This window comes from Nostoc sp. (genome assembly GCF_036917135.1).
GTDB lineage: Bacteria > Cyanobacteriota > Cyanobacteriia > Cyanobacteriales > Nostocaceae > Nostoc.
The window spans coordinates 93457-107437 of record NZ_JBALEA010000061.1 but is presented as its reverse complement, the minus strand read 5'-3'; the positions used below and the strand labels follow the sequence as shown (position 1 = coordinate 107437).

Sequence of the window (13981 nt, the reverse complement as noted above, 5' to 3'; positions counted from 1 at the left end):
GAATATAGCCTAGCGCTTTATTATGCGACAAAGTTTTATAATGTTGGATTTTATTTTATAAGCAGTTTTAGGGGAACTAGCACTAGCCGGTATCTAATGCACCTTGATGTCAGTCAACAGCAGATATGCATTGACTTAGGCAAGTATAAATACGCTATAACCTACAGATTTCATGAAATTTTCAACAAGTTGCACTGGTCGCTACACACAATCCGACAATGTTTCGTTAAGCTGTAAGCGCTATGATTAAAGTTTATTGAACGTCTTATGCACTGGTTGTTATCTGGGCCGTTGAGTACAGAAAAGTTGACGGTTAACATTGCAGGATTGCCTGCATCGTTACAAGGTAAAAAGCTGGTGCAGTTGTCAGATTTTCACTACGATGGTTTGCGGCTGTCGGAAGATATGCTAGAAAAAGCGATCGCAGTTACTAACGAAGCTAAACCAGATTTAATTTTATTAACTGGTGATTACGTAACTGACGATCCGATGCCGATTCACCAACTGGTACTTCGACTCAAACATCTGCAAAGTCGCAGTGGTATCTATGCTGTTCTTGGCAACCACGATATATTCTATCACAAACACGCAAAAGCAGAAATAACCAAAGCCCTGACTAGTATTGGAACTCACGTTCTTTGGAACGAAATTGCCTATCCACTAGGAAAAGAATTACCACTCGTCGGACTAGCGGATAGTTGGTCAAAGGAATTTAATCCGGTACCAGTTATGAACCAGCTAAACCCCGACACACCCTGCATCGTTTTATCTCACAACCCAGATACGGCAGAGATATTACAAGCATGGCGAGTCGATTTACAATTATCTGGTCATACTCACGGTGGTCAAATCGTGATTCCCGGAATTGGCCCCGTGGCGTTGTTTTACGAAAAGCTTGTGGAAAAAATACCCAGAAAAGTGCGGCGTAGAATCCCCTTTTTACAAGTAGATGTTTCTGTAGTCAAACATTGGGAATGGGCGCAGGGTTTCCATCGGGTAGGAAAAAATCAGCTATATGTCAATCGTGGTTTGGGAACTTACCTCCCAGGACGTTTATTTTGTCGCCCAGAAGTTACTATAATCACGCTACAAAGTGAGTAAGTCATTCCAAATTGAAAATAAAATAACGCAATCATAGCAGGTATTCTGGCTAATAAGTACCTGCAAACTCAGGCAAAACCTGCTTAGTTTCATCAGATAACATAATTTAAATCAATCAATTAATTTTATCTGGAGTAGATGACATAAATTATTGCATTTTATCAAGTTACATTTTTATTTTTGGTAAGCTGTAAGCGCTGGTATGAGGAGTATCGGTTAGCTTATGCATTGGTTGTTTACGGGACATTTAAGAGTAGATAAAATAACGGTTAAGATTGCAGAACTTCCTGCATCTTTACAAGGTACAACGTTAGTGCAGTTGTCAGATTTTCACTATGATGGTTTGCGACTGTCGGAAGATATGCTAGAAAGAGCGATCGCACTTACTAACGAAGCTGAACCAGATTTAATTCTATTAACTGGTGACTACGTAACTGACGATCCCACGCCGATTCACCAATTGGTGCTTCGACTCAAGCATTTGCAAAGTCGCTGTGGTATCTACGCCGTACTTGGGAACCACGATATCTATTACAGCCACTCCAAGGTAGAAGTTACGCAGGCGTTAACTAGCATTGGGGTGCATGTGCTTTGGAATGAAATCGCCTATCCACTCGGAAAAGAATTACCACTTGTAGGACTAGCTGATTATTGGTCACAGGAATTTTACCCCGCACGAGTCATGAATCAACTAGACTCTGTTACACCCCGCATTGTTTTATCTCATAACCCAGATACAGCCAAGATATTGCAACGATGGCGTGTAGATTTGCAACTATCTGGTCATACCCACGGTGGCCACATTGTAATTCCGGGCGTTGGACCGGTAGTACTCTATTACAAAAAGCTACTCAAACAAATTCCCAAAAAATTAAGGCGTTGGGTAACATTTTTCTTCGGAGACTGCTCGAAAGTGGTGCGATATTGGGAATGGGCGCAAGGGTTTCACAAGGTGGAAGAAAATCAACTATATGTCAATCGTGGTTTAGGAACTTATCGCCCAGGACGTTTATTTTGTCCGCCAGAAGTGACTGTAATTACCTTAATTAGTCATTAGTCATTGGTCATTGGTGTGAACTACCCACACTGTAACGTCAGGTCAGTGTGGGCTTAATTTATCGCAATAATTCCAAAATATTGCTTAAAAATTGTCCCACTTGTTATGTATTGGCGTGAATGCCAGCATTAATCAAGTGGGCTGAAAGTTCAGAAGCTGTTATTGAGCAGAACCGCCTGGAGTAGTATCACCTGCGGTAGAAGAACCGCTATTAGATGTACTGTTTGACTGGTCTACTCCTTGAGGTGGAGTGGTTTTAGAGGTATCACTTTTCGTACCTGGAGCGACAGTATTAGTAGAACTATCACCCTTGTTATTATTATTACTAGTTTGGCCCGTCGCCGGACTTTCTGCTGCTTTCGGGGCTGGTTGAGTTACAGAAGGTGCTTTTTCTGCCGCAGGCTGTTGGGGTGGAATAGTAATATTAATATTCGGTTGGCGAGGTGCAGATGGAGGTATAACTTGCTGTTGTGGAACAGGAACAAGAACAGGTACTTCCCTAGTTCTTTCGATTATCGTCCTTTGTGGTTGAGAAGATGCACTAGGGGTTGGATTACTCTTACTCGGTACAGGAACCAAGACCGGCACAGTATTGTTAACGGCGGCGTTATTCTGCTGGTTGAAGTACCAAACCCCACCTATAACCAAACCAACCAGGGAAGTAACGATAATACCCAACAGCAAACCACCACTAGCATTGTTATTATCACGCTCGGCTAAATCAGCTTGCTGATTGCTACGCTCAGTATTTCGACCTTGTATGTAACCGTTAGTGTAAGAGTTGGGATTAGCTGTGCTGTTCTTGACTGTTTCAGTAGTTCGAGTCAAGTCAGTGTGAGCATTACCATTTGTATCAGTGTAAGATTCTTGCTTGACTTCACTGTTTTTGCTTTCGTGTTCATTGGAAATAGACATAGGTGTTGATTTCACTCCTCAAATAGGATATTGACAAACTAAAGCTTTGTAATAACAAAAGGTTTTAATGAGTCGAAAAATGTATGTTGCTGTTAAGAATGAGTTTTATTTGCTACTTCATCTTTGGTAATCACCAGTATAAATTCTGTGATCAGCAAGTGACTCTATCTCTAGGGAGTTAATACTTAATCTTAAGAAAGAGTATCCCAAAGATGGATGTTATTAAGCTGTCAGATGATGTTTTGATAAAACAATCTAGAAATTTACCCAAATCATCTAAATTTTTAATTTGTCCTTAGATATCGCATCGCCAAAGCTTGATAGTCATGTCTCGACTACCAGTAGTAAGGGTTTTGCCATCGGGACTGAAAACCACAGAGTTAACCCAATCTGAGTGGTTATCCAAAGTGTAAAGATTTTGTCCCCTGTTAACATCCCATAGTTTCACAGTATGATCTGCACTACCACTAGCAATATGCTGGCCATCGGGGCTAAAAGCGAGCGAGCAAACATAATTATGATGTCCGGCAAGTGTGTTAATTAGCTTACCTGTATTAATGTTCCATAACTTGATAGTCTGGTCATAACTGCCACTAGCTAAAATTTGTCCATCAGGGCTAATGGCCACACAAGTCACGTAACCTGAATGCCCGTTGAGAGTTTGCAGCAGTTTTCTACTCTTCAAATTCCACATCTTAATGGTATTGTCTGCACTACCACTGATTAAAATCTGCTGATTTGGGCAAATGGCAAGGGAGTAAACCAAGTAAGAATGACCTTTGAGGACGTGCAGCAATTGTCCCATGTCTATATGGGAAATCTTGATAGTGGTGTCTCTACCGCCACTCAGAATAGTCTGACCATCTGGACTAATGATTACAGAAAAAACTGGGGTTGAATGTACTTTGAGGGTGTTAAGTAATTTACCTGTAGACACTTGCCAAATCATCATACTACTGTCATCGCTGCCACTAACCAGAGTTTGGCTATCTGGGCTAAAGGCTAGGCATCTTACCCATTTTTTATGTCCAGCGAGAGTATGTAGTAATTTACCTGTGTCGAGATCCCAAATCTTGATAGTATTATCACTACTTCCACTAGCCAGAGTTTGCCCATCTGGACTAATTGCAGTTGTAAAAACCCAGTTCAGATGATTCAGGGTGTGTACACATTTCCACGGTGAAGGTTGAGACTGTGATTCAGGTGGTGGTGGCGGCGTTGCTGGCTTTGGCGGTGGCGATGTAGATTTAGGTGCTGCTGATGGCGTTGCTGGCTTTGGCGGTGGCGATGTAGGTTTAGGTGCTGCTTTTTTCAGTTCCAGTTCTTCAGCATTTTTAAAATCTGACTTGGCTCTATTTTCATATCCTAGTTTTAAGCAAGCAAGCCCTCGGTATTTGTAAGCTTCAAAGTAATTGGGGTTGAGACGAATCGCTTGGCTAAAGTCTTCAATTGCTTCAGTATATTTTCCTCTTTGAGCTTTCTGCATGCCCAGTTTGTAGAAACTTTCAGCATTGGATGGAGTGAAATCAATTTTGCTCGAAGTGGAAGCAGATTGATTTATCTTACTTGGCTGATAAGATTTTAACGTCGCATAAGCTTGATTAATTTTTTTGATTTTTTCTTCCGCTTCTAGCTTTTGGTGCGGTTCAAGAAAACAATCTGGATGCCAAGTCTTAGCCATCTGGCGGTAAGCTTGCTTAACCTCGTCAACAGACGCACCCGGTTTTAATCCCAGAATATTGTAAACATGATTTATGTCAAAGCGATCGCTCATACAAGGAATACTAAAAAATCAGTAGCAAATCTTACTACACTTAGTATTCCCAAGCATAAGTACTATCTAACTCCAGGTATGATGTCGCCATTTGAAGCAACACGCAGTAGGGAAGATTGCTCTGAAAATAATCAAGTGCGATCGCTTTGTAAGTATCCAGAGTGCGATCGCCTTGAGTTTATAATTAGAAACTGTGACTCAGCACTCATAATTGGAGCGAAGCAACTGGTGAGCAGCTTATTACAAGGAGTCAACCTCTATTTAATTGGCAAGATGGGCGTTGGTAAGACGACAGTAGGGCGCTTACTAGCAAAGGAATTGGGCTATGGATTTGTGGATACGGATGATGTCATTGCCCAAGCAACAGGTAAATCTATTAATCAAATATTTGCCGAGTCAGGAGAAGCAGCATTTCGCCAGGTAGAAAGCGACGTGTTGGCACAAGTTTGTGCTTTTACAAAGTTGACTATCGCAACCGGTGGGGGTATTGTACTGCGGCGAGAAAACTGGGGTTACTTGCACCACGGTTTAATAGTGTGGCTAGATGCGCCAGTGGAGCTAATTTACAGCCGATTAGCTGAGGATAGCACAAGACCACTGTTGCAAGATCCTGATCCTCAAGGGAAATTGCGATCGCTCCTCGAAGAACGAATACCACTTTACTCCCAAGCCGATTTGCGAATCCCCGTGGGAGAGGGAGATACACCTGAAGACATTGCCAAGCGAGTACTTGAGGAAATTCCTAGCGTCCTCAAAAAACCTGTTTCTCATTAATGGGGATGGGAAATATAAAACAAAATCCACCAAAACATGAAAGTGTTTGGTGGATTTGTTACTTATTCTCAGTGGATCCGAGCAGAGTCGAACTGCTGTCCAAATTGGGTATTGACCCCCCGCTCATTCACAGGTTTAGCCTTTCTGACCCTCAAGGCGGGAATCGTTCATTATCCCGAACGTAGGATGCTCTGATTTAATCTTAGCCAGCAAGCCAACCAGAGAACGCTTACTAGAGCATCCGTTGGGGTTTGGTCTTCAGTCCTTAACGGAGTCAAACTAAAGACGCTCGAACCTATAAGAGGCGTTTAGGCAGCTACTAGAGCTTCCCGACGAGCAAAGTTAACGATGTTGTTCGCATTTACTTTTTTTTCGAGCCTTTGATTTCCGAGAGGAGACTCACTCTCGACCTGCATCACAGAGCAGCGTTCGCCAACCTGTCGAAACCGTGACGGACCCATGCGCTATATATATTATAGTTTGCTGTTAGGGAAACGTGTCACAAGATGAGAAAGAAATATTAAACTGTCTGATTTTGCCTGTGAAGTAGCACGTCTTTTTGTGTCACGAGGTTAGGGGTGATCGTCATTACGTAGGCGCAAGTTTTTTCATAACCACGAAAAGCCTTTAGATATTGATTTTGCAATTGCTTGGGATTGCTGAATATATTTTTGAATCGCTATACTTGTACAATAAACAGTACAATAATCAAGCAAATGAAAGTTGTGTCTTTTAGCGAAGCGAGAAATAACCTCAAGGCTGTTTTAGACCGAGTGGTGGAAGATGCCGACTATACCATCATCACCAGACGGGATGCGGAGGATGCCGTAGTGATGTCGCTAGAGTTATTTGATAGTTTGCTGGAGACTGTGCATTTACTTAAGTCTCCCGCTAATGCCACTCATTTGGAGCGTTCTATTGCTCAGTTCAAGCAAGGGAAAATGGTGGAGCGAAATTTGTTGGATGACTAGAAAGCTAGCATGGACAGATGAGGCTTGGAACGATTATTTATATTGGCAAGGACAAGACAAGAAAACCTTAAAACGAATTAACAAGCTCATTGAGGCAATAATCCGACTACCGTTTGAGGGTAGCGGAAAGCCAGAAGCCCTGAGAGAGAACCTAGCAGGCTTTTGGTCGCGGCGAATTGATGATACGAATCGGTTAGTTTATGCGGTCGATGATGAGTATTTAACAATTATTGCTTCTCGATACCACTATTTTGATTGATAAGCTGTTGCGGATTTAATTTTTATATGCGATGCGGGCAAGATGCCCATCTTCAAAACTAAAAATAGCTAATCGCTAGCTTTTAAATCTACCAGCAATTAGCTATTAGTAATAGTTAGCAATTGAATTCTAGGTTAGGGCTTCGGCACCACCAACAACCTCAAGGAGTTCTTGGGTAATTGCCGCTTGTCGGGCTTTGTTGTAAGACAGGGTAAGAGTGTTAATCAGTTCACCTGCATTTTCACTGGCATTACTCATGGCTGTCATCCGCGCTGCTAGTTCACTAGCTGCCGATTCTTGCAATGCCCGCAATAGCTGGTTACTCAGATACAGGGGTAACAAAGAATCGAGAATCTGCACTGGATCTTGCTCAAAAATCATGTCAGGAGCCAAGGTGCGGACTTGCTTACTTACTTTCTCGCGTTCGACTTCAAATTTACCGCCACGGGTTGTCAAGCGGAAGATTTCATCATCGGCTGCTTCTAGACCTTGAGTATCCAGAGGAAGTAGGGTTTGCACCACAGGACGAGAGCTAACTAAGGAAAGGAATCTGGTATAGATTAATTCGATGCGGTCAACTTTTTCCGAAAGGAATAAGGAAAGTAGTTGGTCAGCAATATCATTGGCTTCGGCGGCGGTGGGAATTTGCTCTAAGCCGCTATAGGTAGCATCAATAGGCTGATTGCGGCGTTGAAAGTACTGCGTAGCTTTGCGTCCGACGAGTACAAATTGATAGTCTAAACCTTCTGCCTGGATTTCTTTGGCGCGGTTTTCTGCACGACGGATAACGTTATTATTGTAGCCGCCGCATAGACCGCGATCGCCTGAAATAACCAACAACCCAACTGATTTAACTTGGCGTTTTTTCAGTAGTGGTAGGTTTGCTTCTTCAAAGCGCAGACGGCTTTGCAAGCCATATAATACTTGTGCCAAGCGATCGGCAAAGGGGCGAGTTGCTAGTACTTGTTCTTGCGCCCGTCGCACTCTAGCCGCAGCTACGAGACGCATGGCTTCTGTGATTTTTTTGGTGTTTTTGACCGACTGAATGCGATCGCGTATTGCTTTTAGATTGGCCATATTGTTGAGTTAGGAGTTAGGAGTTTGGAGTTAGGAGTTAAGAGCTAGGAGTATTTCATTAACTTTTAACTCTTAACTCTTCACTCCTCACTTTAATTACGCTGTTGCTTTGAAGGTCTTCTTGAATTCGGTTAGCGCTTCCTTCAAGGCTGCTTCTTCTGCGTCACCTAGTGCTTTGGAGGCTTTTACTCCTTCGGCATACTGGGTTTTACCAGTCTTTAAGTAGTCCCGCAGACCTTTGGTGAAGGTGGTTATTTGATTTACAGGGATGTCATCTAAGTAACCATTAATACCAGCGTATAAAATTGCTACTTGCTCGTATACCGAGAGTGGCGAATTTTGTGGTTGTTTGAGAAGTTCGCGCAACCGTTGACCCCGTGCCAACTGGTCTTGAGTGGCTTTATCTAAGTCAGAAGCAAATTGAGCGAAGGCTTGCAAGTCGTCAAATTGGGCTAGTTCCAATTTAATCTTACCGGCAACTTTTTTCATTGCCTTGGTTTGAGCGGCAGAACCCACGCGGGATACGGAAATACCGGGGTTTACAGCCGGACGGATACCAGCGTTAAATAAGTCAGAAGACAAGAATATCTGACCATCGGTAATAGAAATTACGTTGGTAGGGATGTATGCTGAAACGTCACCAGCTTGAGTTTCGATAATTGGTAGGGCGGTCATACTGCCTTTACCTAATTCGTCACTCAGTTTTGCGGCTCTTTCTAGCAAACGAGAGTGGATGTAGAATACATCTCCGGGGTAAGCTTCGCGTCCGGGTGGGCGACGTAGCAGTAGGGACATTTGGCGATAAGCTTGGGCTTGCTTGGAAAGATCGTCGTAAATTACCAGGGTAGCTTTGCCTTTGTACATAAAGTACTCAGCAATAGTTGCACCTGTGTAAGGAGCTAGGTATTGTAGAGTTGCTGGTTCACTGGCACTAGCAAAAACAACGACGGTGTAATCCATCGCGCCTTTTTCTTGCAATGTCTGCACCACGTTAGCTACGGTAGAAGCCTTTTGACCGATGGCAACGTAGACACAAACTACATCTTCTTCTTTTTGGTTGATGATGGTGTCGATGGCGATCGCAGTTTTACCGGTTTGGCGATCGCCGATAATCAATTCCCGTTGACCACGACCGATGGGAATCATTGAGTCAATAGCTGTGATACCCGTTTGCATGGGTTCGTGTACAGATCGACGGGCAATGATACCTGGTGCTGGAGATTCAATCAAACGGCTTTCTGAGGATTTGATTTCTCCCTTCCCATCGATGGGAAGACCCAAAGCGTTTACAACTCTTCCAATTAAGGCTTCTCCTACGGGTACTTGGGCAATTTTACCAGTAGCGGTTACAGAGCTACCTTCTTGAATTTCCAACCCTTCACCCATCAACACCGCGCCCACGTTGTCTTCTTCTAAGTTCTGGGCGATGCCAATTGTGCCATCTTCAAATTCTAAGAGTTCCCCAGACATTGCCTTTTCCAGACCATAAATCCGGGCAATACCGTCACCAACTTGCAGAACAGTACCAACATTAGCAACTTTGACCTCTTGATCGTATTGCTCGATTTGTTGTTGGATAATGCTACTAATTTCGTCAGGTCTAATTGATATGCTCATGTGTCTATCTTTTTTGCTTTCGAGACGGAAAAATTCAAGAGTTATGGGTTAAGAGTTAGGAGTGATGAGTTAAGAGTGATGAGTTAAAAATGCAAAAATTACAAGTTAAAAGTCAAAATAAATTACTATTTACTTAACTCCTAACTTCTAATTTCTAACTCCTAACTTCTAACTCCTAACTTTCTAACCACTGGTTAAGCGCAATGAAAGGCGGCGCAATTGACCCCGGATACTAGCGTCAATTACCTGCGAACCTACTTTAATGATCACACCACCAATTAACTCGCTGTCTACCTTGGTTTCTAGTTCTACCTGGCGAGCATTGGAGATGGCGATGACCTTTTGGATAATTGCCTGCTGTTGAGCTTCTGTGAGGGGAACGGCTGAAATTACTTCCGCTAATACGGTTTGATTCAGCTGCCGCAACAGCGCCAGATATTGTTCAAAAATCGATTCCAAGAAGGCAATGCGACGTTTGTCTACTAGCACTAATAAAAAGTTGCGTAAGTAGGGGTTAGAGCCTTCACCGAGTATTTGTTTGATGAGAGCTTTTTTGTTCTCAGACTGAATAAACGGGTTGCTGAAAAAGTTATGTAGCTGTTTGTCTGCCCTGAGCAGTCCCAGGAAAGTACGCGCATCTGTCCCGAATTCTTCTGTCAAATTTTTTGATTGCGCTATTGACAAAAGTGCCTGTGCGTAAGGTTGGGCTACTTCGGCTGATGCTACTTGACTTGTCATACATTGCCTCCCAGTTGTGCGATGCTGCGGTCAATTAAACTTTGTTGAGCATCGTCGGCAATCCCGCCTTTAAGTTGCGATTCGACTTTTTGTAATGCTAGTGTAGCAACTCGTTGCCGCAGTTGAGCGATCGCTCGATCAGTTTCAGTATTTAAATCTGCTGCTGCTGTTTGTTTCAAGCGTTCTACGTCTTGCACTGCCTTCGCTAACAAGGCTTCTTTCGCTTTTTGGGCGTTTTCTTCAGCAGATTGGCGGATGCGTTGTGCTTCTGCCTGAGATTGCTTCAATTGCTCTTGGGCTTTAGATAAAGCAGCCTTTGCCTCTTTTAAGCGCCCTTCTGCTTCCTGAATTGCGGTGGCAATATTGGATTGTCGCTCGTTCAGGATGTTGCTTAAAACTTTACGTCCGAAGTAAAATAATATGCCAATCAGAATCGCTAGATTGATCAGGTTGGTTTCAAAAATGTCTAGGTTTAGACCGAAACCACCTTCTGCTGCGCCTTCTGCCAATTCAGACCCAACAGCGTTCGCTTCTGCGGCAAGTAATAAGAATGTGCCCATGATACCCATTTACAAGTGCGCTGCTCGCTTGGTAATACGTTGTATTTTCCCTTTGGGAAATTAAGTATCTTCCCCCTTTGGGAAATGAAGTATTTTTTCCCGAAAGGAAATAAAGTATCTTTTCCCGTAGTAAATAAAGTATCTTTATCCCGTAGGGAAAAAGTGCCTTGATTTGACACTTAAATTAAGCGCTCTGGACTAGGGCCCAGTTGCGCGTAGCTTTCATAGAACCAGTCTCGTTAGCTTATCTAACTGGAGTTGGCCCCAATAGTTTTTCTAGAATCTGCCTGCTGAGAGCATCAACTTGTTGCTCTAAAGTGCGAAAAGCTTCCTGCTTTTGTTTTTCTATTTCAACAGCAGCTTGTTCTCGTTGAGTCTGAGCTTCCTTTTGGGCCTCAGCGATTTTCTCAGCAGTAATTTTCTTAGCCTCCAGTTGAGCGGCTTCTACAGTCGCTTGCGATTGTCTGCGAGCGTCTGCGAGTTGCTGTTCATATTCGGCGGCTAAACGCTCGGCTTTTGCCAAGCTCTCCCGCGACTCAAGGGTATTCGTTCGGATATAATTATCGCGATCGTCTAGTACCTTGGTCAGTGGCTTATAGAAAATTGCATTCAACAAAGCTGCTAATAGCAGGAATTGCAATGCCATGAAGGGCAAGGTAGCATCGAAATCAAACATTTCTCTCCTCTTTGGCTGGAGTAGCAGTTTTAGATGGCTAGCAAAATCATCCAGCCTTTGATATTTTAGAGACCCAGAGCCAACAGGGGTCAAGGGATTTTGAATTTTAGATTTGCGATTTTAGATTTGTTCAGGAGACAAGGTTAGGCAATGTATCCAAAACTCTTGATAATCCAAAATCCAAAATCGTTCGACTGAGCGTAGCCGAAGTCTAAAATCTAAAATTGGTAGTCAATCAGAGCGGATAACCAAAATATTTTCGATTGTAGAGGCGTGATGGTTCACGTCTCCACAGTCACAAAAACTTTAAGTTATTAGGCGAAGGGGTTAGCAAACAGCAATACCAGAGCAATCACTAGACCATAGATAGTCAAGGATTCCATGAAAGCCAAGGTCAATAGCAGAGTACCGCGAATTTTTCCTTCTGCTTCAGGTTGACGAGCAATACCTTCTACTGCTTGTCCAGCAGCATTACCTTGACCAATACCAGGGCCAATTGCAGCTAAACCAATCGCTAAAGCAGCAGCGAGAACTGAAGCAGCCTGAACTAATGGATCCATGTTGATTTTCCTTGCTTTGATTACAAAACTAACAGACATTACGTTAACGATTAGAACGTGTTTTTCACGCTGCACTGGGTTCTTCGATCGCGCTTTGCGATGTTTTGAGCGAGTATGCTCTTGGAACTGTGCTATCAACTGAGAAGCTTAATGCTCCTCATGCTCTTCTTCACCATGTCCCGCTATGGCCTCATGAATGTAAGCGCCGGCTAGGGTGGCAAAAACCAGGGCTTGAATGGCGCTGGTAAATAAACCCAAGGCCATTACAGGCAGAGGTACAAATAGAGGAACTAGCAGCACCAGCACCGCTACAACCAATTCATCCGCCAAAATATTACCAAATAGCCGGAAGCTTAGGGAGAGGGGCTTGGTGAAATCTTCGAGAATTGCGATCGGCAATAGAATGGGTGTCGGCTCGATATATTTCTTAAAGTAGCCCAAACCACGTTTGCTAAAACCTGCGTAAAAATACGCTAAAGAGGTCAGCAGTGCCAATGCAACAGTCGTATTGATGTCATTGGTGGGAGCTGCCAATTCACCTGAAGGTAGCTTGATGAGCTTCCAGGGAATTAAAGCACCCGACCAGTTCGATACGAAAATAAACAGAAACAATGTGCCAATAAATGGCACCCAAGGGCGGTACTCTTTCTCACCGAGTTGGTCTTTCGCCAAACCACGAATAAATTCTAGGGCATACTCCATTAAATTTTGGATGCCACTAGGAATTCTTTTTGCATTGCGAGTAGCTGCTATTGAAGCCACTACTAGAATGCTAATCACAAACCATGAGGTGAGAAAAACTTGCCCATGAATTTTAAGATTGCCCAACTGCCAGTAGAAATGTTGACCTACTTCTAATTCGGCGAGGGGAAAAGAATTAAAGGCGTTTAAGACACTAAGCATTTGCATTCTTCAAGCATTTTCCCCAACGAGCGAGGATGGGATTACTATGTTTGTGAGCCTGACTTTTTAAGAATCAGGAATGAACGCAATTTGCACCATATAGACGAGCAGGGTGGCTTTGTAAGTTAGAAACCCCAAAAATATGGGTAGAATCTGTAGCTCACGCCATTGAGTTGCCACGATCATTACTCCCATAAACAGAGCAAAACGAGTTTTGCTCAGACTGGTTTTCTCACTACCGAGTTGCTCAACGTCTTTAGCCAGCATTCTTAAGTAAACCACACCTGTACACGCCCCAATTAAATAATTTAGGGCAATGTTTAAGGAATAAAAAATCCACACAGAGATAAAAATAACCCCCGTCAAGACAAGCGTGATTACCAATAATCGCTGGAAGAGTTGATAGAACTCTTGCATAGAGTTACCTGATTCTGTGTCTTCAGAACCAGTTTTAGCATCTTGTTGCGTTGTCGGAGTGGGCGCAATTGATTCGTCAGACAAGCTCACGGGACTTGAAACCAGTACAGTTAAATATGATGACTGCACATTCAGTCAGATGAATCATATCACGATCCGGTAACAATACTTTAGGAAAAAACAATTAACTTCTTGGCAACGTTAGATAGTCAGTAAATCACGCTCTGATTAGTGAGAGTGCGGCTGATGAGGTGAGGAAGTGAAGGGGAGAATTATCAAGAATTACTGCCTGCGAAATTCAAAATTTCTTCCAATTTCGCTTTTTTTGGGTGAATAATAATTGTCCTCCAGGGTTTTTGTATAACTAGCAGCATCTTGGTGCTTGAAATCAAATGGTGCTTGAGGAGCATAGACGCGGACTGCAAATCAGAAATTGTAGAGTAGCAGATCGTCGTTAGACATTGCACCACTGCTGAATTCCCAAAAACTCCAATTCTTTGGATGTACGATAACGCGTTTCTTGGGCACTTTACTAATTTACATTAGATTTACTAAAAGTAGTGATGGGCGATCGCTCATCAC

General features: G+C 43.1%; 15 protein-coding genes and 1 other RNA gene. 5 read left to right on the top strand and 11 right to left on the bottom strand.

Annotation, left to right across the window (positions count from 1 at the left end; all coding sequences use genetic code 11):
• The first annotated feature begins 267 nt into the window (after nucleotides 1-267).
• Complete coding sequence (locus V7K50_RS18425) at nucleotides 268-1101, top strand: metallophosphoesterase (RefSeq protein WP_334962462.1); 834 nt, start codon at nucleotides 268-270, stop codon at nucleotides 1099-1101.
• Nucleotides 1102-1324: 223 nt separating this feature from the next.
• Nucleotides 1325-2158, top strand: a complete 834-nt coding sequence (locus V7K50_RS18420; protein ID WP_334962460.1) for a metallophosphoesterase — start codon at nucleotides 1325-1327, stop codon at nucleotides 2156-2158.
• A 159-nt stretch (nucleotides 2159-2317) separates the two neighbouring features.
• Here V7K50_RS18420 and V7K50_RS18415 read toward each other — a convergent pair whose 3' ends face one another.
• Both V7K50_RS18415 and V7K50_RS18410 read right to left on the bottom strand, forming a co-directional pair.
• Nucleotides 2318-3073, bottom strand: coding sequence for a hypothetical protein (locus V7K50_RS18415; RefSeq protein WP_334962458.1), 756 nt, complete (start codon nucleotides 3071-3073; stop codon nucleotides 2318-2320).
• A 295-nt stretch (nucleotides 3074-3368) separates the two neighbouring features.
• Nucleotides 3369-4847 carry a DnaJ domain-containing protein gene (locus tag V7K50_RS18410; RefSeq protein ID WP_334962456.1) on the bottom strand — a complete coding sequence of 493 codons (1479 nt, stop codon included), beginning with the start codon at nucleotides 4845-4847 and terminating at the stop codon, nucleotides 3369-3371.
• A 228-nt stretch (nucleotides 4848-5075) separates the two neighbouring features.
• Between V7K50_RS18410 and V7K50_RS18405 the strand changes: the two genes are divergently transcribed.
• Entirely contained in the window at nucleotides 5076-5621 is a 546-nt protein-coding gene (locus V7K50_RS18405) for a shikimate kinase (RefSeq protein WP_334962598.1), read from the top strand.
• Between the two features lie 69 nt (nucleotides 5622-5690).
• On the opposite strand, the gene ssrA is transcribed toward V7K50_RS18405, so the two are convergent.
• Nucleotides 5691-6080, bottom strand: a transfer-messenger RNA (tmRNA) gene (gene ssrA / locus V7K50_RS18400).
• A gap of 257 nt (nucleotides 6081-6337) precedes the next feature.
• Here ssrA and V7K50_RS18395 point away from each other — a divergent pair.
• Together V7K50_RS18395 and V7K50_RS18390 are read left to right on the top strand one after the other, a co-directional pair.
• Nucleotides 6338-6592 carry a type II toxin-antitoxin system Phd/YefM family antitoxin gene (locus V7K50_RS18395; RefSeq protein WP_334962454.1) on the top strand — a complete coding sequence of 85 codons (255 nt, stop codon included), beginning with the start codon at nucleotides 6338-6340 and terminating at the stop codon, nucleotides 6590-6592.
• Nucleotides 6585-6851 (top strand): Txe/YoeB family addiction module toxin, encoded by a 267-nt coding sequence (locus V7K50_RS18390; protein WP_334962453.1) that lies wholly within the window; start codon nucleotides 6585-6587, stop codon nucleotides 6849-6851. The genes V7K50_RS18395 and V7K50_RS18390 overlap by 8 nt, the downstream gene beginning before the upstream one ends.
• 129 nt (nucleotides 6852-6980) lie before the next feature.
• On the opposite strand, the gene V7K50_RS18385 is transcribed toward V7K50_RS18390, so the two are convergent.
• From V7K50_RS18385 to V7K50_RS18350, 8 genes are all read right to left on the bottom strand, one after another.
• Nucleotides 6981-7928 (bottom strand): F0F1 ATP synthase subunit gamma, encoded by a 948-nt coding sequence (locus V7K50_RS18385; RefSeq protein WP_334962451.1) that lies wholly within the window; start codon nucleotides 7926-7928, stop codon nucleotides 6981-6983.
• A gap of 96 nt (nucleotides 7929-8024) precedes the next feature.
• Entirely contained in the window at nucleotides 8025-9545 is a 1521-nt protein-coding gene (gene atpA, locus V7K50_RS18380; RefSeq protein ID WP_334962449.1) for a F0F1 ATP synthase subunit alpha, read from the bottom strand.
• A 183-nt stretch (nucleotides 9546-9728) separates the two neighbouring features.
• Entirely contained in the window at nucleotides 9729-10283 is a 555-nt protein-coding gene (gene atpH, locus V7K50_RS18375; protein ID WP_334962447.1) for an ATP synthase F1 subunit delta, read from the bottom strand.
• Entirely contained in the window at nucleotides 10280-10852 is a 573-nt protein-coding gene (locus V7K50_RS18370; protein ID WP_334962446.1) for a F0F1 ATP synthase subunit B, read from the bottom strand. Before V7K50_RS18370 ends, atpH begins: the two co-directional genes overlap by 4 nt.
• A 235-nt stretch (nucleotides 10853-11087) precedes the next feature.
• Nucleotides 11088-11519 carry a F0F1 ATP synthase subunit B' gene (locus tag V7K50_RS18365; RefSeq protein ID WP_334962444.1) on the bottom strand — a complete coding sequence of 144 codons (432 nt, stop codon included), beginning with the start codon at nucleotides 11517-11519 and terminating at the stop codon, nucleotides 11088-11090.
• A 314-nt stretch (nucleotides 11520-11833) separates the two neighbouring features.
• Nucleotides 11834-12079 (bottom strand): ATP synthase F0 subunit C, encoded by a 246-nt coding sequence (atpE, locus tag V7K50_RS18360; RefSeq protein WP_013192016.1) that lies wholly within the window; start codon nucleotides 12077-12079, stop codon nucleotides 11834-11836.
• A gap of 147 nt (nucleotides 12080-12226) precedes the next feature.
• Nucleotides 12227-12988, bottom strand: a complete 762-nt coding sequence (gene atpB / locus V7K50_RS18355) for a F0F1 ATP synthase subunit A (RefSeq protein WP_334962442.1) — start codon at nucleotides 12986-12988, stop codon at nucleotides 12227-12229.
• A gap of 60 nt (nucleotides 12989-13048) precedes the next feature.
• Nucleotides 13049-13489 carry an ATP synthase subunit I gene (locus V7K50_RS18350; RefSeq protein WP_334709486.1) on the bottom strand — a complete coding sequence of 147 codons (441 nt, stop codon included), beginning with the start codon at nucleotides 13487-13489 and terminating at the stop codon, nucleotides 13049-13051.
• Between the last annotated feature and the right edge of the window lie 492 nt (nucleotides 13490-13981).